The 21,160-nt window shown below is 62.8% G+C and carries 19 protein-coding genes and 1 pseudogene; 10 read left to right on the top strand and 10 right to left on the bottom strand.

The genetic code is table 11. The annotated features are described in order from the left end of the window. Positions 1-11 precede the first annotated feature (11 nt). Positions 12-1,499 carry a flagellar filament capping protein FliD gene (gene fliD, locus P3T17_RS23305; protein WP_429409080.1) on the bottom strand — a complete coding sequence of 496 codons (1,488 nt, stop codon included), beginning with the start codon at positions 1,497-1,499 and terminating at the stop codon, positions 12-14. Between the two features lie 195 nt (positions 1,500-1,694). Between fliD and P3T17_RS23300 the strand changes: the two genes are divergently transcribed. From P3T17_RS23300 to P3T17_RS23265, 8 genes are all read left to right on the top strand, one after another. Further along, entirely contained in the window at positions 1,695-2,120 is a 426-nt protein-coding gene (locus P3T17_RS23300) for a MarR family winged helix-turn-helix transcriptional regulator (RefSeq protein WP_074267720.1), read from the top strand. Positions 2,121-2,221: 101 nt separating this feature from the next. Continuing rightward, positions 2,222-2,638, top strand: a complete 417-nt coding sequence (locus tag P3T17_RS23295) for a MarR family winged helix-turn-helix transcriptional regulator (RefSeq protein WP_429409079.1) — start codon at positions 2,222-2,224, stop codon at positions 2,636-2,638. A gap of 74 nt (positions 2,639-2,712) precedes the next feature. After that, entirely contained in the window at positions 2,713-3,816 is a 1,104-nt protein-coding gene (locus P3T17_RS23290) for an HlyD family secretion protein (RefSeq protein ID WP_174567549.1), read from the top strand. Between the two features lie 63 nt (positions 3,817-3,879). Further along, the gene (locus P3T17_RS23285; RefSeq protein ID WP_429409078.1) at positions 3,880-5,448 is read left to right on the top strand and encodes a DHA2 family efflux MFS transporter permease subunit; all 1,569 of its coding nucleotides are present in this window, start codon (positions 3,880-3,882) and stop codon (positions 5,446-5,448) included. A 20-nt stretch (positions 5,449-5,468) separates the two neighbouring features. Next, positions 5,469-6,890, top strand: coding sequence for an efflux transporter outer membrane subunit (locus P3T17_RS23280; RefSeq protein WP_429409077.1), 1,422 nt, complete (start codon positions 5,469-5,471; stop codon positions 6,888-6,890). A gap of 61 nt (positions 6,891-6,951) precedes the next feature. Then, positions 6,952-8,136 carry a thiolase family protein gene (locus P3T17_RS23275; RefSeq protein WP_429409076.1) on the top strand — a complete coding sequence of 395 codons (1,185 nt, stop codon included), beginning with the start codon at positions 6,952-6,954 and terminating at the stop codon, positions 8,134-8,136. A 198-nt stretch (positions 8,137-8,334) separates the two neighbouring features. Further along, complete coding sequence (panE, locus tag P3T17_RS23270; protein ID WP_074267725.1) at positions 8,335-9,273, top strand: 2-dehydropantoate 2-reductase; 939 nt, start codon at positions 8,335-8,337, stop codon at positions 9,271-9,273. A 141-nt stretch (positions 9,274-9,414) separates the two neighbouring features. Continuing rightward, positions 9,415-9,720: a hypothetical protein gene (locus tag P3T17_RS23265; protein WP_074267726.1), complete on the top strand. Its 306-nt coding sequence runs from the start codon at positions 9,415-9,417 to the stop codon at positions 9,718-9,720. Positions 9,721-9,768: 48 nt separating this feature from the next. Here the strand turns inward: P3T17_RS23265 and P3T17_RS23260 are convergent, their stop codons facing one another. From P3T17_RS23260 to P3T17_RS23230, 7 genes and pseudogenes are all read right to left on the bottom strand, one after another. Then, a complete protein-coding gene (locus P3T17_RS23260; RefSeq protein ID WP_429409075.1) occupies positions 9,769-10,815 on the bottom strand; it encodes an ABC transporter substrate-binding protein in 1,047 nt (348 codons plus the stop codon). Between the two features lie 20 nt (positions 10,816-10,835). Beyond that, positions 10,836-11,963, bottom strand: coding sequence for an NAD(P)/FAD-dependent oxidoreductase (locus tag P3T17_RS23255; RefSeq protein WP_429409074.1), 1,128 nt, complete (start codon positions 11,961-11,963; stop codon positions 10,836-10,838). Next, positions 11,956-13,389 (bottom strand): FAD-dependent oxidoreductase, encoded by a 1,434-nt coding sequence (locus P3T17_RS23250; RefSeq protein ID WP_429409073.1) that lies wholly within the window; start codon positions 13,387-13,389, stop codon positions 11,956-11,958. Before P3T17_RS23250 ends, P3T17_RS23255 begins: the two co-directional genes overlap by 8 nt. A 122-nt stretch (positions 13,390-13,511) precedes the next feature. Next, positions 13,512-13,856, bottom strand: a pseudogene (locus P3T17_RS23245) ((2Fe-2S)-binding protein); the annotation flags it as partial. Between the two features lie 23 nt (positions 13,857-13,879). Then, positions 13,880-14,674, bottom strand: coding sequence for an ABC transporter permease (locus tag P3T17_RS23240; protein ID WP_429409072.1), 795 nt, complete (start codon positions 14,672-14,674; stop codon positions 13,880-13,882). 22 nt (positions 14,675-14,696) lie between these two features. Next, positions 14,697-15,656 (bottom strand): ABC transporter permease, encoded by a 960-nt coding sequence (locus P3T17_RS23235; RefSeq protein WP_429409071.1) that lies wholly within the window; start codon positions 15,654-15,656, stop codon positions 14,697-14,699. Next, positions 15,649-16,740, bottom strand: coding sequence for an ABC transporter ATP-binding protein (locus P3T17_RS23230; RefSeq protein WP_429409070.1), 1,092 nt, complete (start codon positions 16,738-16,740; stop codon positions 15,649-15,651). Before P3T17_RS23230 ends, P3T17_RS23235 begins: the two co-directional genes overlap by 8 nt. A gap of 302 nt (positions 16,741-17,042) precedes the next feature. Here P3T17_RS23230 and P3T17_RS23225 point away from each other — a divergent pair, with 302 nt between their 5' ends. Beyond that, positions 17,043-17,921, top strand: coding sequence for an IclR family transcriptional regulator (locus P3T17_RS23225; protein WP_429409069.1), 879 nt, complete (start codon positions 17,043-17,045; stop codon positions 17,919-17,921). A 23-nt stretch (positions 17,922-17,944) separates the two neighbouring features. On the opposite strand, the gene P3T17_RS23220 is transcribed toward P3T17_RS23225, so the two are convergent. After that, a complete protein-coding gene (locus tag P3T17_RS23220; protein ID WP_074267734.1) occupies positions 17,945-18,517 on the bottom strand; it encodes a helix-turn-helix domain-containing protein in 573 nt (190 codons plus the stop codon). Between the two features lie 503 nt (positions 18,518-19,020). On the opposite strand from P3T17_RS23220, the gene P3T17_RS23215 reads away from it, so the two are divergent. Further along, the gene (locus tag P3T17_RS23215; protein WP_429288026.1) at positions 19,021-20,544 is read left to right on the top strand and encodes a peptide MFS transporter; all 1,524 of its coding nucleotides are present in this window, start codon (positions 19,021-19,023) and stop codon (positions 20,542-20,544) included. A 128-nt stretch (positions 20,545-20,672) separates the two neighbouring features. Here the strand turns inward: P3T17_RS23215 and P3T17_RS23210 are convergent, their stop codons facing one another. Next, the gene (locus tag P3T17_RS23210) at positions 20,673-21,110 is read right to left on the bottom strand and encodes a carboxymuconolactone decarboxylase family protein (RefSeq protein ID WP_429409068.1); all 438 of its coding nucleotides are present in this window, start codon (positions 21,108-21,110) and stop codon (positions 20,673-20,675) included. Positions 21,111-21,160 lie beyond the last annotated feature (50 nt).

Raw genomic sequence — 21,160 nt, 5'->3', positions numbered from 1 at the left:
CGGTTGGCGACCTACTTGTTATTCGCCAACGCCCCATCACTATTCTTCCCGCCAAACAACGCGGTCAGATAGTCTGCGTTGTGGCTGGTCTGCGCCATTAACTGATTGAGCGCCGTGAACTGCGCCTCATACCGCTTGGTGAGCTTGTCCGTGTAATCGGTGAGCTGGTCCTGCTGGGTGGTCAGCGATTTCAGATCAGTAGTGAGCGCCGCAGAGTGTGTGTCGAGCAAACCCCCAGTCTTCAGGAACGACGTAAGCGACGTGTCCAGCGACGCAGCCAGACCAGTCTTCGAATTGAAGAGCGCTGAGACCGCTGTCGAGTCGTTGCTCAACGCGCTAGTCAGTCTGGCATCGTCGATCTTGAGCGTGCCGTCTTTCTGAAACGTGATGCCGATCCCTGCGAGATTCGACGCGCCGCTGCCCTGTTTCACGCCGCCGCTCATCGCGCCGGAGAGCGTGTTGCGTATCGCGTTGAGCGTCGAGTCGCCGAGCAGCACGCTACCCTGGGAACCGGCCGCCTTCGTTGCATCGAAACCCGTGAACGAAGCCGCCGCGGTGACGAAGTTGTTGTACGCCGTGACGAACGCGCCAATGGCGGTCTTCTGATCGGTGACGTCCTGCGCGATCGTCAGCGTCTGCGGGTTGCCTACGGCATCGTCGGAGAGGTTCAACGTCAAGCCGTCGATCGCCGAGGTGACGGTATTGCTCGCACTCGCGATCGCCATGCCGGAGATACTGAAATGCGCGTCCTGGCCGGCAACGCTTTGCTTCCAGTTGCCCGAATCGTCCACTACCGTGGTGGCAGGCGTCGTGGTCGAGGTGCTGGTTTTGACGCTTAGCTTGTTGAGTTCAGCGTCGCTAGAGGTGACCTGCACGTTGATGCCGTTAGCCAGCCCTGTGGAGGTGGAGTGCAGCAACAGATGCGTACCGTCCACGCCGTTGACGACCGTGGCCGACACGCCCGGATTGCCGGATGCCGAGTTGATTGCCGCGGCGATATCGGCAAGCGTGCTCTTGCCCGGTTCGATATTGATCGTGGTGCTGTTGCCGCCCAACGATATCTTCAGCGAGCCAGAGCCGAGCGCCTCTTTGCTGCTGAACGCGCCCGAGGTGATGGACTGCGAGGAGGCAATGTTGTCGACGTCGACCGTGTAGCTTCCAGCCACAGCGCCTTTGCCGGCAGTGGCGGTGAGCCCCTTGCCGCTGGCGGTGGCCGTGAAACTCGAGAAGGCGGTGCCGTTTGCGAGCGGCGTCAAGGCGCTTTGCATCAGCGACAGGACCGACTTCAATGTGCCGAGTGCGGTCAACTGATTGTTGTCGCGCGTCGCCTGGCTGGCGAGCATGGCCGTTTTGCCGGCCACTTTCGCATTGACGAGCGCTGTGACGAGGGCGTTCACGTCAGTGGTCGAGTTGGTCGAGCCGCTGATGATCGATTGCGCGGCCTCCTGGAGTGCGGTGCTCGCTGAACTGGAAGCGGTGTTGCTGGTTACCGTTGTCATGACGTGGTGGCCCCTCGCGTCTTTTTTGATACATAGAAACGGCGGTAAGCGGGCGCTCAAACAAGTGCCCAAGCCGTTCTAACCCCGGTGAATCGATTTGTAAGATATTGTAATAACGTATTCGGGGAGATTACAAGAAGTTTTCGATTTGCTTGCTTCTTGACTCTGTGTGTACGCACATATAGACTCGCTCTCATGACGCGACCTATCTCTTACGACGAGTGCAATTGCTTCGCGCTGCGGCAAGCCGCACGCTATGTGACGCAGCTTTACGAGCGCCATCTCGGCGAGGTGGGGCTGACGGCTGCGCAGTTCACGATTCTGGCGAAGCTGGCGCGGCGGGCGCCGGCCACCATGGTCGAGATGGCCGATTCGATGGTGATGGACCGTACAACGCTGGTGCGAGCGCTCAAACCGCTGCAGCGCGATGGTTTGGTGGTTAGCGAAGCATCGGAGCACGATGGGCGGACCTATCTGCTCAGCTTGTCGGAAGCGGGCAAGGCGACCTTCGCGCAAGGATCCGCGGCATGGCACAACGCGCAAGCCGAGTTCGAAGGAAAGTTCGGCCACGCGAGGGCGAAGGCGTTGCGGGCTGAACTGTTCGGTATGACCGCTGAGTGAAGCGGCCACCGGACGCGCACGTTAGCACTGCAAGGCTGTAAGGTTGGCGATCATCTTTTATGCTGGTAAGTGCGTATGCACTTGTAATCAGGATCGACGAGATGCAGGTGTTCCCCGATGACGATTGTTTCGCGATTCGCCAGGCCGCTCGCTACGTGTCGCAGCTTTATGACCGGCATCTCACTGAGGTTGGTTTGACGATCACGCAGTTCTCGATCCTGAGCCGGATCAGTCGCGCGGCGTCGATGACGATGAAGGTATTGGCGGATCAGATGGTGATGGAACGGACCACGCTGGTGCGTGCGATCCAGCCGCTGCAGCGCGATGGCCTGTTGCAGAGTCGCAGCGCGGCAGCGAAGGGCAGGGAACTGGCGCTTAGCCTGACCGAGGCCGGTGAGGCGAAACTCGCGGCCGCGCGCGTTTGCTGGCACGCGGCGCAGGACGACTTCGAGCGCCGTTTCGGCGCTCAACGCGCGGCATCGCTGCGGCGCGAGCTGTTCGATATGACCAAGGCCTGATTAGCAGGTAAGGGGTGGCGTGGTTTTCACGCTCGCTTTGACCAATATTTAGTGCATACACACACACCATCATCATGTCCACTACACCTTCGACTATTGCTCCGCCCAGCGCCGCCGGCCTCGCAAAACCGGCACGACGTACCCCGTGGATGCTGCTCGCGGTGATTGCCGTGGCCGTGGTTCTGGCCGCGGCGCTGTCGTACTGGTTTGTGATTGGCCGCTTTGTCGAGACCACGGACGATGCCTACGTCGGCGGCGACGTCACGGTGATGGCGCCGAAGGTGAACGGTTTCGTCACCGATCTGCTGGTCCATGACAATCAGCACGTGCAGGTGAATCAGGTACTGATCCGGCTAGATTCGCGCGATTACGATGCGCGTCTCGCGCAAGCTACCGCCGACGTCCAGAGCGCCCAGGCAGCGGTCACCGAGTTGCAGGCCAGGAAGTCGCTGCAACTGGCGACCATCGCCGAGCAGGCGGCCGAGGTGAAAGCATCGGGCGCGGAGTTGACACGTAGTGCCCAGGACGAGACGCGTTACCGCGAACTCGTCAAGGACGAAGCCGTGTCGAACCAGATCGTCGAACGCGCCGATGCGGATCTCACCAAGGCGCATGCCGCGGTGGATCGCAGCGGCGCGGCGCTGCTGGCCGCGCAGCGCCAGATCAGCGTGCTCGACGCGCAAATCGGTGCAGCGCAGGCGCGCGTGGCGACGGCGCAGGCGGCACAGCGCGTCGCGGAGCTGAACGTCGAATACACCACGATCCGCTCGCCGGTGGATGGCTACATTGGTAATCGCACGGCCCAGGTGGGGTTGCTCGCCAATACCGGCGTTTCGCTGCTGACGGTCGTGCCTTCGACGGGTCTGTGGGTCGACGCGAACTTCAAGGAAGACCAGTTGAAGAAGATGCGCGTGGGCGATGCGGTCGACGTGTCGCTCGACGCTTCCAGCAAGTCGCTGCACGGCGTGGTCGACAGTCTGGCGCCTGCTACAGGCGCGACCTTTAGCGTCCTGCCCGCAGAAAACGCAACCGGCAACTTCACGAAGATCGTGCAGCGCGTGCCGGTGCGGATACACCTCGAGGTGCCTCCAGACATGCTGGGCGTGCTGCGCCCCGGCTTGTCCGCGACGGTGAAGGTACATGTCGGCAGCGGCGGCAGCACGCCGGCGCATTCGTGACCGCAGCGCCGAATCGCGCGCGGCTCTGCGCTCGCGTCCACGTCCGTCTGAGACCAGCCGACCATGACCCAACCCTTGAACCCTGCCGACCAGCCCACCCGCGCCAAGGCGTTTGCATTCGCGCTGATGTGCCTCGGCTTTTTCATGGCCACGCTGGATATCCAGATCGTCGCGTCTTCGCTGCGGGATATTGGCGGTGGCCTGTCCGCCAGCCAGGACGAGCTCTCGTGGGTGCAGACCTCGTACCTGATCGCGGAGATCATGGTGATCCCGATGTCGGGCTGGCTCACGCGCGTTTTTTCGACGCGCTGGCTGTTTGCGTTCTCTTCCCTCGGCTTCACGATCACCAGCATGCTGTGCGGCCTCGCGTGGGACATCAACTCGATGATCCTGTTTCGCGGCCTGCAAGGCGCACTCGGCGCCGCGATGATTCCCACTGTGTTCACCACCGCGTTCGTGCTTTTCCCCGGCAAACAGCGGCTGATTGCGTCCACCACCATCGGCGCGCTCGCTTCGCTTGCGCCGACTATCGGCCCGGTGATCGGCGGCTGGATCACCGATCAGTGGTCATGGCACTGGCTGTTCTACCTGAACCTCGTGCCGGGCGTATTAGTCACGGTGCTGGTGCCGAAGTTCGTGCACATCGATAAAGTCGAGCTGTCGCTGATAAAAAAAGGCGACTACCTCGGCATGCTGCTGATGTCGCTTTTTCTTGGCTGCCTCGAATACGTGCTCGAAGAAGGGCCGCGCAAGAACTGGTTCGGCGACGACGTGATCGTGCTGTGTACGTGGGTCTCCGCCATCAGCGGGTTTCTGTTCCTCGTGCATGCGTTCACGGCCAAAGAGCCGATCGTCGATTTGCGTGCGCTGGCGATCCGCAACTTCGGCATTGGCAGCCTGCTGTCGTTCATCACGGGCATTGGCCTCTTTTGCACGGTGTTTCTGACACCGGTGTTCCTCGGGCGCGTGCGCGGTTTCGATTCGCTGCAGATTGGTATCGCGCTGCTGTCCGTGGGGTGTTTTCAATTGATCGCGCTGGTGGCGTATTCGCGGCTCGCACGGGTGATCAACATGCGCTGGCTGATGGTCTTCGGACTCGCGTGTTTTGGTCTGGGCTGCTATCTGTATGTGCCGTTGACTAACCAATGGGGCTGGCAGGAATTGCTGTTGCCGCAGGCGTTGCGCGGTATCGGCCAGCAATTTTGCGTGCCACCGATCGTCACGATGGCGCTTGGTTCGCTGCCGCAATCGCGGCTGCGCTCGGCAAGCGGGCTGTTCAACCTGATGCGAAACCTGGGCGGCGCTATCGGCATTGCGGTGAGCAGCACGATGCTCAACGATCGCCTGAACCTGCACTACGAGCGGCTCGACGAGCACGTCACCGCCGGGCGTCCGATAGTCGAAGGGTTACTGCAACAGCAGGCTGCGCGGCTCGCCGCGATCGGCGGCGACACGCTCAATGCTGGCCATGCGGGACTGGACTTGCTGCACACGCTTCTGATGCGCGAAGCGCTGGTGCTGACCTTCTCCGACGCCTATCTTGCGGTGGCGCTTTGTTTTGTGGTGGCTTTGGTGAGCGTGGCGTTTTCGCGTCCGTTCGGCCTGAATGTTCCGCCTCCCGACGCTCATTAGATATTGATCAGGATAGCGATATGAAATCGATCGCAGCATATAGCATGGCGAGTGCGCTGCTTCTGGGACTCGCGGCCTGTGCGGTACAGCCCGAGACGCACGCGGATCTGCCACACTCGGCTCAGGCTGTGGCGCCGGCCGCGTGGAGCGTCGACGCACCGCAAGATACGGTGGACGCAAATACCTGGTGGACGCATTTCGGCGACCCGGTGATGCACCAACTCGTCGAGTCAGTGCTGAACAGCAATCTGGATGTGCAGGCCGCGGTAGAGCGCGTCAAGCAGGCACAGGCCGTCACCACGCAGCAACGCTCGACGTTGCTGCCCGAACTCGACGCTACGGCGACGGCCGCGGACCAACGGGAGAATGCGCCGCCACCGCTCGGCTATGTACGTCAGGCTGGCTTCGGCGTAGCGGCGAGCTGGACGCCCGACGTCTTCGGCGGCGAGCGGCTCGCGGTGCTGGCTGCCGAGGCTCAGGTTTCGGGCCGTGAGGGTGCGCTCGACGAACTGCGCCTCGCGCTCGCGGCCAACACTGCGTCGGCCTACATCGATCTGCGTTGGGCGCAGTCGGAGTTGCAGATCCTGAACGACAACGAGCAGATTCGAAGCCGGGCGTTGAAGCTGACGCAAGAACGGCTGCACTATGGCCTGTCGACGCAGCTCGACGTCGCCCGTGCGCAGAACCAGTTGCAGGACCTGCAGGCGCAAATTCCGCACGTGCAGTCGACGATCCAGCATCAGTTGAGTCTGATCGCGGTTTACTCGGGACGTACGCCGGAAAGCGTCAATGACCTGCTGCTGACCACGGCGCGCGATATCCCCGTGCCGGCGCAAAGCGTGCCGCAAGTTCTGCCCTCCGAAGCATTGTTGCGCCGTCCCGATGTGCGGACTGCCTATGCGAGCGTCGAACAACGCGCAGCGGAAGTGGGGCAGTCGAAGGCGCAACGTTATCCGCAGTTCAATCTGAATCTCGCGGATGGTTTGCTGGCGTCGTCGTATCTCGGCTTGCCAACCCTGACCGACAACCTGTTTAGCGCCGCCTTGAACGCGACCAGCCCGATTTTCAACGCGGGCCGTATCACCGCCAATATCGACGAGCACCAAAGCAAGCTGCGCGAATCGCAACTCGGCTTGCAGCAGACGATGCTGCAGGCGCTCAAGGAAGTCGAAGACACGCGCAGCGATCTGGTCAGCGATTCCACGCAGGTGGAGCGCCTGGGCGGTGCACTCGATGCATCCGGTCATGCGCTGCGGCTGTCTACCGAACTCTATAAGGACGGCGCTTCCAGCTTCCTCGACGTGCTGGCTGCGCAGGAAGCGTATCTACGGGACTCCGAAGCATTGAATCAGGCGAAGCGCGAGCATGCGCTGGCGGCGGTGGCGTTGTACCGGTCGTTGGGCGGCGGATGGGATGCACCGGCGGCGGTGGCCGCCAATTGAGGCACGCTTGCCTCGCGCATGCGGGGCGTAGTCGTGCGGTACTTCATAGCGGGAGATGATGATGAGCAAGCGAGATGTAGTGATCTGCAATCCGGTGAGAACGCCGATTGGTGCTTACAACGGGACGCTAAAAGAGGTGCCGGCGACGGATCTCGGTGCCGTTGCGGTGCGCGAGACGCTGAGTCGCAGCGGTCTTGCGGCAGAACGACTGGGCTCGGTGGTGCTGGGTAATGTGATCCAGGCCGGCAACCGGATGAACCCGGCGCGTCAGGCGGCAATCGGCGGCGGTGTGCCGGTCGCGGTACCGGCGTTGACCGTGAACCGTGTCTGCGGTTCAGGCGCGCAGGCTATCGCATCGGCGGCAAATGAAATCTGGCTGGGTCTGGGCGACGCCGCGGTGGCAGGCGGCATGGAAAACATGGACCGTGCACCGTACCTGCTCGACGGAGGCCGCTGGGGCTATCGGATGGGCAACGCTCAGGTGCACGACAGCATGCTGCGCGATGGTTTGCTGGATGCGTTTTCCGGCGAGCATTCCGGCTGGCATACCGAAGACCTCGTGACGCTGATGGACATCACGCGCGAGGCGCAGGACCGCTGGGCCGCACGTTCGCAACAGCGTTTCGCGGCGGCGCAGGAGCGCGGCCTGTTCGATGCCGAGGTAGTGAGCGTGCAGATCGAAGGACGCAAGGGACCGCAGCCATTCTCACGCGACGAGCAACCCCGTCCGGACACCACGGTGGAAACGCTGGCCAGGCTGCGTCCGGCGTTCCGCCCCGACGGCACGATTACCGCCGGTAACGCGCCGGGTCTGAACAGCGGTGCGGCAGCGATGGTGGTTGCGGAGCGCGGCTTTGCTGAGTCGCACGGCATCGAGCCGTTTGCGCGGCTCGTCGCGTACGGCGTGGCGGCGGTCGAGCCCGGTATGTTCGGGCTTGGACCGGTGCCGGCCGTACAGATGGCGCTGGCGCGCGCCGGCTGGCAGTTGAAGGACGTCGAGCGGGTCGAGATCAACGAGGCCTTTGCCGCTGTGCCGATTGCCGTGTTGCGCAGGCTCGGCGTCGACGAAGCGCTCGTCAATGTCGAAGGTGGGGCGATCGCACACGGTCATCCGATCGGCGCAACGGGCGCCGTGCTGACCACTCGTCTGATCCACTCGATGCGCCGCGATGGCCTCAAGCGCGGGATCGTGACGTTGTGCATCGGCGGCGGCCAGGGCATCGCGCTGGCGCTCGAAATTCTCTGAGCCTTGCGAAAGCGGAGCGGCGTCGCCACCAATGCGCGCGCGCAGGGAGGCGAGCTGCCCAATGCACACCGCGTCGATGCGGACCGGGAATTTTTGCTACATTCACGCAGATGCGCCGGTTCGCGTCCCGCGGCCTTCAGGCGGCGGGCGGCACAGTGCCCGTGAACGGCGCAACACATTCTCCCGAGAGACAAAGCGATGCGAATTCTAGTTGTAGGTGCAGGTGCGGTGGGCGGCTACTTCGGCGGCCGTCTGGTTCAGGCTGGCCGTGACGTGACATTCCTCGTGCGAGCCGGCCGGGCCGAAGAGTTGCGGCGTGCCGGCCTTGTCATCAAGAGCGCGCACGGCGACGCCACGCTGCGTGACGTCAAGACCGTGCAGACAGGCGATACCGCCGAGCCGTTCGATCTGGTCGTGCTGAGCTGCAAGGCCTACAACCTCGACGATGCGATCGCGTCGTTCGAACCTTTCGTTGGCTCGTCGACGGTGATCATGCCGTTGCTCAACGGCATGCGGCACATCGATATCCTTACGCAGAAGTTCGGCGCAACGCGTGTGCTCGGTGGTCAATGTTTTATCGCAGCGACACTCAACCGCGAGCGCGAGATTGTTCACCTGAACGAATCTCAGGCAATCTCTTTTGGCGAACTGGAAGGCGGCCTGTCGGAGCGCGTGCGCGCAATTGGCGAGGTCATGTCCGGCGCAGGTTTCGACGTCGCGACGAGCGACAATATTCTGCTGGGCATGTGGGAAAAGTGGGTGTTCCTTGCAACGCTCGCGGCGAGCACGTGCCTGTTCCGTGGCGCAGTGGCCGATATTCTGAGTGCGCCGGATGGCCGTCGCGTGATTGAAGGCGTGCTCGGCGAATGCCGCGCCGTGGCGGAGCACAACGGCTTCTCGATGGGGCCGAAGTTCGACGCGCGTGCCAACCAGACACTCTTCACTCCTTCGCCGTTGACGGCTTCCATGCTGCGCGATGTCGAAAATCACGCCCGCACGGAAGCGGACCACATTCTCGGCGATCTGATCCAGCGCGGCGGATCGGCGCAACAGCGCGATTCGGGACTGTCGCTGTTGCGCATCGCCTATAGCCATTTGAAGGCCTACGAGGCTCGTCAGGCACGCACGGCTGAATAGTCGGGCAATAGCCGGGCGTCGGGGCGCCGCTGGCGAGGTTTTGCGGCGCACGGCGCACAGCACGCCTTAGAACGAAACATGCCATGCAGTAGAATCGATCAGGCCGCGAACGCAGCGGCGGTCGTTCAACAGGAGGGCATGATGCCGAGTCCAACGGGATCCGTGGTGGCGCTGAGTTCGGCGTCGGCGACGACGTTTTCGATCGGTATCGTCTATCTCGGCTACTGGGGGATCCACGAGCCCGCGCCGTGGAGATTCACCGATGCGCTGGTTGTCCTGTGCGCGCTGGGCGGTTTCGCCTGCCTCGGTCTGGTGCCGTGGATGGCAACCCGCCCGGTCGAGTCGGAGAGTAACGACGCCGGGATTCGCGTGGCCCGCCGTCTGTTTTTGGCTGGCGTGTGCGCGATCTGGTTCTCGGTGTCGCTTTCCGTCATGATGTCCGCTTAAGCGCGGCGCGCTGCAGCGACGCTGCAACGCACCACGCACCGCGGGTACTTACTGCTCGATCTGCCGGTTCCAGCGCGTATCCCACTGCGCGCGGTGCGCGTTGATCGCATCCCAATCCACCACCGTCACCTTGTGCAGCAGATCCTCGACATTGCCGAGGCTTTGCTGCATCGCGGGCGGCATCTTCGCGAGGCGGTTGGTCGGAATCTGCTTGCCGGCGTCGGCCGCCCTGGTCTGCGCAGGAGCGGACAGCAGGAATTGCGCGAGCTTCTGGGCGAGCGCCGGGTCCGGGTTGTTGTTCACCACGCACAGGTCGACCAGCAGTAGCACCGCGCCTTCCTTCGGATTCGCGTAAGCCACCGGAATGCCCTTGTCCTGCAGATCGCTGACACCGGTCGGCGTGAGCGGGAACAGAGCGGCCTCACCTGTCTGCACCATTTCCGAAATCTTGGCCGAGTTGGGGATGTACTCCGCGACGTTCGGCCCGACGGTCGTGGACCACTTCGTAAAGGCGGGCTCGACGTTCTGCTCGTTGCCGCCCATCACACGATTGATCGCGAGGAAGCCATGCAGGCCGAACGTGCTGCTCGACTCCGACTGGAACACCACTTTGCCCTTGTACTTCGGATCGGCGAAATCCATCCATGAGGTCGGCGGCGCCCAGCCCTTTTCGGCAAACAGCTTCTTGTTGTACGCGATGCCGGTCATGCCGAGTTGCACGCCTGCGCCCATATCGTCTTTCATGCGCGCGAACGGGTACAACTCCTTGAGCACCGGTGCGTCGTCGAGCTTTTTGCAGACGCCCATGCTGACCGCGCGCGCCATCACGCCATCGTCGAGAAACACCACATGAATCTGCGGATTGGCCTTGTTGGCGAGCAGCTTGGCGAGGATATCGGACGACGTGCCCGGCACCACGACCACCTTCACGTCATTGGCTTTTTCGAAGTCGGGGAAAACCTGGCTCGTATAGGCCTTCTCCATCGGGCCGCCGTTCATGCCGATGTAGATCGTTTTGGTCTGCGACCACGCCGGCGTCGCAGCACCGAAGGCACATAAAGCGGCGAGTGCCGCCATGGTCCGGAATAGTTTCATGATGGATCTCCTGGGTTTGACTAGAGAGCGTGCAGGGTAGGGACGGAGGTGAAACGATCGATTGCAAATGCGTCTAGCGGCGTAGAGGTCGCGCCGCGGGTAATCAGATCGGCGAGCACTTCGCCGACTCCGGGCGCGAGCAGAAAGCCGCCGCCCGAGAAGCCGAACGCGTGCAGCAGTCGCGGCACGGTGCGGCTCGCGCCGATTATCGGGTTGCTGTCCGGCGTCTCGCCTTCCACGCCGCTCCATGTGCGGATCAGCAGCGCGTCGCGCAGCGCAGGCAACAACGCACAGGCATCGCGCATGACGGCGCGGGTGGTGTCGGTGGAGGGCTGGCCGTATTCGCCGTCGCCGTGTCCACGGCCGCCGCCGACCACGCAGTTGCCACGTGCAACTTGCCGCGCGTAGATGCCGCCGCCATACACGCCCAGGTTGTGCGTGATGAAGAGCGGCAGTGGCTCGGTGACCCACATGTTCGGGTAGATCGGCTTCATTGGCACGCTTTCGCCAAAGGATGCGGCGATCTTGTCGGCCCATGCGCCTGCCGAATTGATCAACCAGTCGGCAGTGAAATGCTGATCGCCCGCGCGCAACTGGAAGTGCGTGCCGTCGTGGCTGACTTCGGTCAGTTCGGTCTGCTCACGGATATCCGCACCTGCGGCACGCGCAGCGCGAGCGAAGGCCGGCGAGACGAGGCGCGGGTTCGCGTGGCCATCGCTGGCACACAGCGAGCCGCCGATGGCCGCGGCGCCCAGCCACGGGTAACGGCGCCGGAATTCGTTGCCGCCGATCACTTGCGGATCGAGACCGTGCGTGCGCGCCATCCGCGCCCACGTTTCGAGCGCGGCGAGATCGGACTCGCTGCGTGCGAGCCGCAAATGGCCGGAGACTACAAACTCGCCATCGATACCGATCAGTTCAGGCAAGCGGTCCCAGACGCGCCGTGCCCGCATGGCAAGCGGCATCTGTTCGGCCGGCCGTCCCTGGCAACGTACGCCCCCGTAATTGACGCCACTCGCCTGGGCGCCACAGAAGCGCCGTTCGAACAGGCCCACGCGCAGGCCGCTTTTGGCGAGCGCAAGCGCAGCCGAGGCGCCGACCAGGCCGCCGCCGGCAATCGCGACGTCGTAGTGCAGAGGCTTATTCATCGCGGGCCTCTTCGGGTATCTCGGCGACGTCGTCGGCATACAGCGCGGGAGAGAGCGGAATTGGCTTGACTGGCGGCTGGCTGCGCAGCCGGCCGACCGCTTCCAGCGGCTTGCCGGTTTCCGCGCTCAGCAGGGCAAGCGCGGCTTCGCCACACATGCGTCCCTGGCAGCGGCCCATGCCGACGCGGGTCAGCGCTTTCAGGCGGTTGATCTCGGTTGCTCCACCGCTGCGGATGCAGCCGCGCAGCGCGCCCGCGTTCACTTCTTCGCAACGGCACACGGTCATCTCGTCAGGCCATTGGGATGCAATGCCGGCGGGCAGCGCGAAGGCAGCTTCGAGGCCCTGGCGGAACACGGTGATGCGCTGCAGGCGGCGCTCGAGCGATGCTGCGCCGGGCATGTTGGGGCCACGGGGATGGGCAATACCCAGATCGTCGAGGACGGCGAGGGCGGTGCGGCGTCCTGCGAGTTCCGCGGCATCGGCGCCGGCGATTCCCGCGCCGTCGCCGGCCAGGTAGATGCCTGGCACCGAGCTGCGTCCAGCGGCGTCGAGTTCGGGTAGCCAGCAACGATTCTGCGCATCGAAGCGGAAACGGCAGCCGGCCAGATCGGCGAGTTGGGTCTCCGGACGCAGACCGAAGCCGAGGCCCACTGCGTCGCAGGCGAGGGTCTCTTCAGTTGCGCCGTTGCCCGCACCGTGCCAGGCGATGGATTTGACGTGGTGCCCGCCGCCGATGCCGACGAGCGTCACGTTGCGCTCGATCCGCACGCCATGCGCCTGCAACCAGCCCACGTAGTACAGCCCCTTCGCCAATGTGACGGGCTGGCGTGCAAGTTTCGGCGCAGCGGCGATCTGCTGCGAGAACGCGCTGGTGTCGAGCACGGCCACGACCTGCGCACCGGCTTTCACGTACTGATACGCGACGAGGTACAGCAAGGGACCGGTGCCAGCCAGCACGACGCGCTGGCCGATCGCGCAGCCCTGCGACTTCAGCGCGACCTGTGCGCCGCCGAGCGTATAGACGCCCGGCAGGGTCCAGCCGGGTATGGGTAGCACGCGGTCGGTGGCGCCGCTGGCGATAATCAGATGCGTGAACGGCACGCCGGCTTCGCGTCCTGCGTGCAATGTGTCGAGGCGCCCTTGCCCGCAGGACCACGCCAGCGTGTCGGGCCGGTAGTCCAGATGCGGCAGCAGCGCCGCCATTGCTGTATGCAGGGCGTCGGCCTTGCGGGCTTCGAAACCGTAGAGGGTTTGCTTCGTACGTTCGAATGCGACATTGGCGGGCGGCTGGCGATAGATCTGTCCGCCCCAGCGCGCATTTTCATCGAGCACCACGGGGCGCACGCCCGCTGCAACGAGCGTTTCAGCGGCGCGTACGCCGGCTGGTCCCGCGCCTACGATCACCACGCGTTGTTCGTGCGTCATGGCGTGGCTCCGTCGGCGGCTGGGTTGCCAGCATCTCGCGCGTTACCGGCGTTACCGGCGACCGCAGCAGTACCGGCAGTACGAGCAGCATCAGCGTCCCCAGCAGCACCAACGCTACTCGCGGCATTCACCGCGCCAACCGGCGCAGCGCTGTGCGTAACAATGCGCATGCCTTCCGTGAGCAAAGTGGAACATGCCCGCAGACGTGCACCATCTTCGCTGCGCACCCAGCAATCCTGGCACGCGCCGATCAGGCAAAAGCCGGCACGTGGTTCGCCACTGAATTCGCTGCGACGGACCTCGCGCTGCTGCGTCAGAATCGCAGTCAGCACAGTGTCGCCGTTCAAGGCACTGACCGGCTTGCCATCAAGCACGAAAGCGAGCGGCGCGCGCCGCAGCTCCGCGACGCGTACGAATTGCGGGCGGTGTTCAGCGGAGGATTCAGGTACGTGCAGCGTGCCGGACATAGTAGGCGAAGCAGAAGAGGTCATCAGTGCTGCCCGATCAAAATGCGATTGAGCCCATACACGCGGTCGAGCAGCAGCATCGCGCCGGCCGTGATAAAGATCACCAGCGCAGACACGGAGGCCATCATCGGATCGATCGATTCGGTCGCATACATGTACATGCGCACCGGCAGCGTGACGGTTTGCGGCGAGGTGACGAAGATCGACATCGTCAGTTCATCGAAGCTGTTGATGAAAGCGAGCAGCCATCCACCTGTGATGCCGGGCAGGATCATCGGAAAGGTGATGCGGCGAAACGTGGTCCACGCATCCGCACCGAGCGACGCGGCTGCATGCTCGACGCTGCGATCGAGACCACTGACCGAGGCGAGCACGAGCCGCATCACAAACGGCGTGATGATGATCATATGGGCCAGCACGAGCCATGCGAACGAGCCGGTTGCACCGATCAGCGCGAAAAATCGCAGCAACGCAATGCCCAGCACGAGACCGGGAATCACCAGCGGCGACAGCAGCAAACCGTTCAGAAAGCCGCGCCCAGGAAAGCGCGCCCGGCCGATGGCAAGTGCAGCCGGCAGCGCGACGATCAGCGACAGCGTGGCCGACGCGAAGGCAAGCTTGAGGCTGTTGAAGAACGCCGAGATGAAGTCGGGATAGTCGAGGATCGCGTGGAACCAGCGCAGCGAGAAACCGTGCGTGGGCAACGTCAGGGTTTCGTCGGGCGTGAAGGCGACCAGTACCACGATCACGAGGGGGGCCAACACGAACAGGATCACGAGCGCATGAAAGATCAGCGCGAGAGGGCCGTTTTTTCTCATCGTAGTCTCGTCGTCTGGCGGATTAGCCCATGCTCCGGGCGTACCTGCGTTCCAGCAGCCGGTAGTAGGTCAACATCACGATCAGGTTCGCGATCAGCAGCAGCACGGCGATGGTGGCGCCGAGCGGCCAGTTCAGCGAGCTGAGGAATTCGTCGTAGACGGCCGTGGCGGCCACCTTCAGGCGTCGTCCACCGAGCAGGCCCGGAATCGCAAAGGCGCTCGCGGAAAGACCGAACACCATCAGGCTGCCGGACAGGATGCCCGGCGTCAGTTGCGGCAACACGATGCGCCGCAGCGTCGTGGCAGGCGAGGCCATCAGCGACAGTGCAGCGTTTTCGGTTTGCGGGTCGAGCTTCTGCAGGGCTGTCCACACGGGGATCACCATGAACGGCAGCATCACGTGCACGAGGGCGATAACGATCGCGAAGGTCGTGTATTCGAGCTTGTATGGCCCGAGACCCACCAGAGCGAATGCCTGATTCACCAGGCCGCCCGGATTGAGCAGCATGCTCCAGCCAAATGCCCGCACCACCACCGACACCAGCAATGGCGCCAGGATCACCAGCAGGAACAGCGAGCGCCACGGATCGCGCATGCGCGACAGTACGTACGCTTCGGGTGTGCCGATCACCACGCACAACAAGGTCGTCACGAACGCAATGCCGAAAGTGCGCAGGAAGATCGTGTGGAAGTAGCTCGACGTCAACACTTCCGCGTAGTTGCTGAACTGGAATGCAGCAATCGGACCACTCGCAGGATCGAAGCGGTAGAAGGTCAGCACGAGCGTCATCGCGAGCGGAATCAGCACCAGCGCTGCGAAGAGCAGGAAGGCGGGCGCGCACATCAGCCATAGCGGGACAAAGGCATGCCATGGCGTGCGGCGTGTGCTTCCGGCGCGGTGACCACTATCGCCGTTGCTGCCGTTGCCGCTCTCGTTGGCGTTGTCCGCGTTACCAGAGGAAAGAGGCGGCGCGCTAGCCATGGCGTGCCTCCCGCTGCACGAAGCGGATCGCGTCGCTATTCCAGTCCACGCCGACCGCGGCGCCTTCCGCTAACGGTTCCGTACCTTCGTTCTGGCAACACACCAGCACTTCGCCGAGCTTCGAATCCACCCGGTACAGCCATTGGCTGCCCAGGAAAAAGCGGCTGGTGACGGTGGCGGGCAGACGTCCCGCGCCCGCTGCGCAGAGCCGTAGTTTTTCGGGGCGAATGCATAGCGTGACGGCATCGCCGATGTTGACGACGCGCTCGCGCATCGGCAGTTGTGCGGTATTGCCGGTCTCGGCGAGATCGTGGCCGAGGTCGATGCGGATGTCGTTGCCATCGCGCGCGACGATCTTGCCCGGCAGCATGTTGGCCTTGCCGATGAACTGCGAAACGAAGTGGTTTTCGGGGCGCTCATACGCGCGATACGGCGTATCGACCTGCGTGATGCGACCCGCTTCCATCACGACGACGCGGTCGCTGATCGACAGCGCTTCCGACTGGTCGTGCGTGACCATGATGGTGGTCGTGCCGATCTTGCGCTGGATCGCGCGCAGTTCGAACTGCATGTCCTCGCGCAGCTTGGCGTCGAGATTCGACATCGGTTCGTCGAGCAGCAGCACGGGCGGCGCGATGACGATGGCGCGCGCCAGCGCCACACGTTGCCGCTGGCCGCCGGAGAGTTCGCGTGGAAAGCGGTGTGCGAGCGTGTCGAGCCGCACCAGTGCCAGCGCTTCACGTACCCGTTCGGCGCGTTCGGTTTTGCCGATGCCGCGCATTTCCAGACCGAAAGCGACGTTCTGCGCGACGCTCATGTGCGGAAACAGGGCGTAGCTCTGGAACACGATGCCGAGTCCACGCTGGTTAGGCCTGGTATGTGTGATGTCGCGGCCATCGAGCACGATGCGCCCGCGTGTGGTCTCGACGAAGCCCGCGATCATCTGCAGCGTAGTGGTCTTGCCGCAACCGGAAGGACCGAGCAGCGAAACGAATTCGCCCTTTTCCACCGACAAATTCACGTCGGCGACGGCATGCAGGTCGCCGAACGTTTTCGTCACGTCCGTGAGTGTGAGGAACGACATGATCTGGCCTTTCGGTGGCTAGGCACCGGCTGAATCGACAACGCTTCTGATGGAGCCGACTCTAGCTAGCCAAATTATGCGTCGTCAAATGCAAATTCCGTTTGGCGGTATATTAATGGAAAAAATTCCATTGATCGGAATGAATTGTTCGGAATGGCGGCGCATCATTCCGCTCTGTGATGCGCGAGGAATCCCTAACATTCAGGAGGAAGTGCGTGCGCGAGGGTAGCGGCCGGCTATTCCATTGACGAATAAAAATCTTTATAGTGTTCCGTACAGTGGAATAAGTTTGAGGAAAAACTATGAATGCTGCCGCAAAGCGAGGGGTCCCCCATGCCGACACGCCCGATGCCCCCGACGCACCCGGCACGGGCATGCTGCAGCGCTCGTTTGCCGTCATCCGCGCCTTGGCCGATGCGCAACCCGATGGCGGGCGCGTCACCCGGCTAGCGAAAGCGGTGGGGCTGACCCAGGGCACGGTACACCGCATCCTGCACGCGCTGATCGCGGAGGGAATGGTCGAGCAGGACGAGAATTCGAAGCTGTATCGCCTGAGCGTCGAGTTCTTTGCGCTCGCGGCTCAGGCGGGCAATCCGAGCGGCATGCGCACGCTGTGCCGGCCGGCGTTGTTGCGATTGTGCGCGAGCCTTGGCGACACGATTTTCCTGCTGGTCAAAAGCAGTTTCGACGCGGTATGTCTGGACATCTGCGAAGGGCCGTTCCCGATTCGCTCGTTCACCGGCGATATTGGCGGGCGCGTGGCACTTGGCGTTGGGCAGGGGAGTCTCGCGATTCTGGCGTTTCTTCCGGAAGCCGAGCGTGAGGAAATCATTCGCTTCAATGTGCCGCGCATTCGCGGCTACGGCGTGCTCGACGAAGTCTATTTGCGTACCGAAATCGAACGGGTGCGGCAACTCGGGTACGCAGGCCGCAATAGCGGCGTGCTGGACGGCATGGCCGGCGTGGCGGTGCCGATTCTCGACCGCACCGGCGTGGCGGTGGCGGCGCTCAGCGTCGGCACGCTAGCCGCGCGTCTCGGCGACGACCGTCTGCCGATGGTGGTCGAATTATTGCGGCGCCAGGCTCAGGCACTCGGACCGCAGACCAACCCGTTCGATGTGGCATTGCGCCGGCCAATGCATGGCCTCTCACGTGTCATGACGAACGAGCGGGTGGCCTGACCGAAGGTGGCGGGGCGCCCTTATCAGAACAATCTCGGTGTTCCGACCCAAACCACCAGCGATTCGCCGCGCGCCGTATTGGCCCAGCTATGCGGCACGGTCGACTCGTAGTGCGCGCTATCGCCTGCCTGCAGCGCAAACGTCTTGCCTTCCAGCGTCAACGAGACCTTGCCGCTGATCACATACAGAAATTCTTCACCTGCATGGGTATTCACCTCAGAGCGTTTCTGTCCTGGGGGCATCTTCACCAGAATCGCTTCGAGCTGACGGCCGCCTGTCAGGTTGGTCAGGCGCGCGAACAGGTTCGCAGAATCGGCGAAACCGAAAAACTTCAGCTGGTTGCCGCGGCTGACCGAGCGTTCTTCGCTGGGCGTGTCGACGAAATACTGCACGGTGACGCCGAGCGCGCTGGCGATCCCCGCTAGCGACGTCAGCGAAGGCGTGGCGAGGCCGCGTTCCACCTGCGAGAGGAAGGGTTTTGAAATGCGTGCGGCTGTGGCTGTGTCATCGAGTGTGCGCTTCAGCCGCTGGCGCAGCGCGCGTATCTTGCTACCCAGCTCGAGGGCCGGATTTTTGTTTTCAGTTTTCGTGACCATAGCGAGATGAATCAGCCCGTCAAAATATGTTTGATTTAAGTAAACAAAATTTGATAGCCTTGTAGGCCATCGCACTAGCGCGAGTATGCCCGGGGGCGTTTTTTTTCGAAATAAACTCTCTATAGTGCCAGAAGCCCATTCTGGTCGGCAGTTTGCTCAGTGACAGGTGCCGTCCGGAGGCGCAGCAGAGGATAGCAGCGTCTATTTGGAATTCGCACCATTCATGCATCTGGCGCTTAAATTACGCGATGCGTTTGGAGTAATGGATGATATCGCGCGGCAGGCATGGGAAAAATGTTCGATTGCCCTTACGTGGTGTTACCTGCATCAGTGAATTCCCTGAGTGACGCGAAGGTTGGCACTCAGGAGAATCGCGAGCGCTCGCGAAGCGGCATAAGCTTTCGGTTCGCTTGCTCCTTGAAATCCCGCGCACGGCGATCCTGGGCGCGGACATACGGGCGGCGCGCTCACCGAAGCGCGCCGTTGCCAAGAACACGAGATTAATGATGAATTCAACCGTATCGCAGACTCGATCGTTTTCGACCGTCTTCCTGATCGAGCTGTGGGAGCGTTTCGGCTACTACGGAATGGCCGCGCTGTTGGTCCTGTTCATGATCGACAAGCTCGGCTTCACCGACAGTCATGCCACGCTCACCTGGGGCGCGTTTACGGCGCTCGTGTATGCCGCGCCGTCGGTAGGCGGCTGGATCGGCGACAAGATCCTCGGCGCCCGCCGCACGATGGTGTTCGGCGCACTGGTGCTGTGCTGCGGGTATCTGATGCTGGCGATGCCGAACGATCAGCTCGGCTACATGTATGGCTCGCTTGGCGTGATCGTCGTGGGCAATGGCCTCTTCAAGGCGAATGCGGCGAATCTGGTGCGCCGCATCTATGAAGGCGACGACGCGCGTATCGACAGCGCGTTCACGATCTACTACATGGCCGTCAACATCGGCTCGACAGTGTCGATGCTCGCCACGCCGTGGATCAAGGACCATTGGGGCTGGCATGCGGCCTTCGCCGTGTGCTGCGGCGGCATGCTGCTCGCCGTGGTGAACTACTTCATCATGTTCCGCACGCTGGCGCATGTGGGTTCTGCACCGGACTCCGAACCGATCCGCTGGGATCGCGTGGGCATGGTGGTAATCGGTGGCGCCGCGCTCGGCCTCGCAACCATGTTCGTGCTGCAGCATAAGGCGATTGCCGTGGCCTGCGTTTACACGGCAGGTGTCGCGATTCTGGCGATCTTCGGCTACATGCTCGCGAAATGCGAACAGTCGGAACGCGCCGGTCTGATTGCTGCGCTGGTTCTCACACTGCAGGCGATCCTGTTTTTCGTGTTCTATCAGCAGATGTCCACGTCGCTTACGCTGTTTGCGGTTCGCAATGTCGATCCGCATTTCTACGTGCTCGGCACTTCGCTCTTCACCTGGAGCGCGGCTCAGTTCCAGGCGCTCAATCCGATCTGGATCATGCTGCTGAGCCCGATTCTCGCGGTGATGTACACGCGGGCGGCGAAGAGCGGCAACGATGTGTCGGTGGCGGTGAAGTACGCGATTGGCTTCGCGGTCGTCGCAGCGGGCTTCTTCGTCTACGCAGTGAGCGGTCGTTATGCGGTGGACGGCCGAGTGTCGTCGTGGTTCATGGTGGGTGGCTACGGCCTGTATTCGCTCGGCGAACTGCTGGTGAGCGGCCTGGGTCTCGCGATGATCGCGCGCTACGTGCCGGCGCGTATGAGCGGCTTTCTGATGGGCGCGTACTTCGTGGCGAGCGGTGTGTCGCAATACCTCGGCAGCGTGGTGGCGAACTTCGCGCAGATGCCTTCCGGCGATCTCGATCCGCTGCAGTCGCTGCCGCTCTATACGAAACTTTTTATGGGCCTCGGCTGGCTCGCAGCGCTCGGTGCGCTGGTGGCCGTTCTGCTGTTGCCGCTGATGAACCGCCTGTCGCGCGAGCATCATCGCAGTTCGAACGAAGCGCGCGAGAACGCGCAGGCTGAAGGGCAACTGTCTGCCGTAGCGAAGTAAGCATCAGACGGGAACGGATGCCGTTTCCCGCTCGATAAACGGAACAGGGCGTGCCTTTGCGGCGCGCCCTGTTCCGTTTACGGCCTTGTTTTATGACCGTTTCCTGTCACTGCGCTGTACGGCTTCATTCATTCCGGAATCTTGCGAAAGCCGACCGAGATCCGGTTCCAGCCGTTGATCGCGACCACCAGCATCGTCAGGTCGGCCAGTTCCTGATCGGTGAAATGCGGTCTTACCGCGTCCCACACTGCATCCGGCACATGAGTCTGGGCAACCAGCGTGAGCGCTTCCGTCCATTCGAGCGCCGCGCGTTCGCGTTCGCTGAAGAATGGCGCTTCGCGCCAGACAACGACAGACGCGAGACGCCGCTCCGTTTCGCCCCGTTTGCGCGCATCGGTAGTATGCATGTCGACGCAGAACGCGCAGCCGTTGATCTGCGAGGCACGAAGTCGCACGAGTTCCATCAGCGGCTTCTCGAGACCGCATTCGCTCACGGCCTTTTCCAGCGCCATCATGGCGCGGGTGCCGGTGGGGCTCGCTTTGTAGAAGTCGAGACGGGATTGCATGATTTGCTCCTGATTGAAAATGTCCACAAGACGGGACCACGAACGTCAGC

This window comes from Paraburkholderia sp. GAS82, from assembly GCF_050436285.1.
GTDB classification, from domain to species: Bacteria; Pseudomonadota; Gammaproteobacteria; order Burkholderiales; family Burkholderiaceae; genus Paraburkholderia; species Paraburkholderia phenazinium_B.
The sequence above is the reverse complement of the archived record's forward strand: the minus strand, read 5'-3'. Positions and strand labels throughout refer to the sequence as shown.

Coding starts and splice junctions, on each gene's coding strand:
- P3T17_RS23265 (WP_074267726.1), top strand. CDS start 9,415: ATGCCGAGTCCAACGGGATCCGTGGTGGCGCTGAGTTCGGCGTCGGCG.
- P3T17_RS23250 (WP_429409073.1), bottom strand. CDS start 13,389: ATGACGCACGAACAACGCGTGGTGATCGTAGGCGCGGGACCAGCCGGC.
- P3T17_RS23220 (WP_074267734.1), bottom strand. CDS start 18,517: ATGGTCACGAAAACTGAAAACAAAAATCCGGCCCTCGAGCTGGGTAGC.
- P3T17_RS23215 (WP_429288026.1), top strand. CDS start 19,021: ATGATGAATTCAACCGTATCGCAGACTCGATCGTTTTCGACCGTCTTC.
- P3T17_RS23235 (WP_429409071.1), bottom strand. CDS start 15,656: ATGGCTAGCGCGCCGCCTCTTTCCTCTGGTAACGCGGACAACGCCAAC.
- P3T17_RS23225 (WP_429409069.1), top strand. CDS start 17,043: ATGAATGCTGCCGCAAAGCGAGGGGTCCCCCATGCCGACACGCCCGAT.
- P3T17_RS23300 (WP_074267720.1), top strand. CDS start 1,695: ATGACGCGACCTATCTCTTACGACGAGTGCAATTGCTTCGCGCTGCGG.
- P3T17_RS23275 (WP_429409076.1), top strand. CDS start 6,952: ATGAGCAAGCGAGATGTAGTGATCTGCAATCCGGTGAGAACGCCGATT.
- P3T17_RS23255 (WP_429409074.1), bottom strand. CDS start 11,963: ATGAATAAGCCTCTGCACTACGACGTCGCGATTGCCGGCGGCGGCCTG.
- fliD (WP_429409080.1), bottom strand. CDS start 1,499: ATGACAACGGTAACCAGCAACACCGCTTCCAGTTCAGCGAGCACCGCA.
- P3T17_RS23290 (WP_174567549.1), top strand. CDS start 2,713: ATGTCCACTACACCTTCGACTATTGCTCCGCCCAGCGCCGCCGGCCTC.
- P3T17_RS23295 (WP_429409079.1), top strand. CDS start 2,222: ATGCAGGTGTTCCCCGATGACGATTGTTTCGCGATTCGCCAGGCCGCT.
- P3T17_RS23260 (WP_429409075.1), bottom strand. CDS start 10,815: ATGAAACTATTCCGGACCATGGCGGCACTCGCCGCTTTATGTGCCTTC.
- panE (WP_074267725.1), top strand. CDS start 8,335: ATGCGAATTCTAGTTGTAGGTGCAGGTGCGGTGGGCGGCTACTTCGGC.
- P3T17_RS23230 (WP_429409070.1), bottom strand. CDS start 16,740: ATGTCGTTCCTCACACTCACGGACGTGACGAAAACGTTCGGCGACCTG.
- P3T17_RS23280 (WP_429409077.1), top strand. CDS start 5,469: ATGAAATCGATCGCAGCATATAGCATGGCGAGTGCGCTGCTTCTGGGA.
- P3T17_RS23240 (WP_429409072.1), bottom strand. CDS start 14,674: ATGAGAAAAAACGGCCCTCTCGCGCTGATCTTTCATGCGCTCGTGATC.
- P3T17_RS23210 (WP_429409068.1), bottom strand. CDS start 21,110: ATGCAATCCCGTCTCGACTTCTACAAAGCGAGCCCCACCGGCACCCGC.
- P3T17_RS23285 (WP_429409078.1), top strand. CDS start 3,880: ATGACCCAACCCTTGAACCCTGCCGACCAGCCCACCCGCGCCAAGGCG.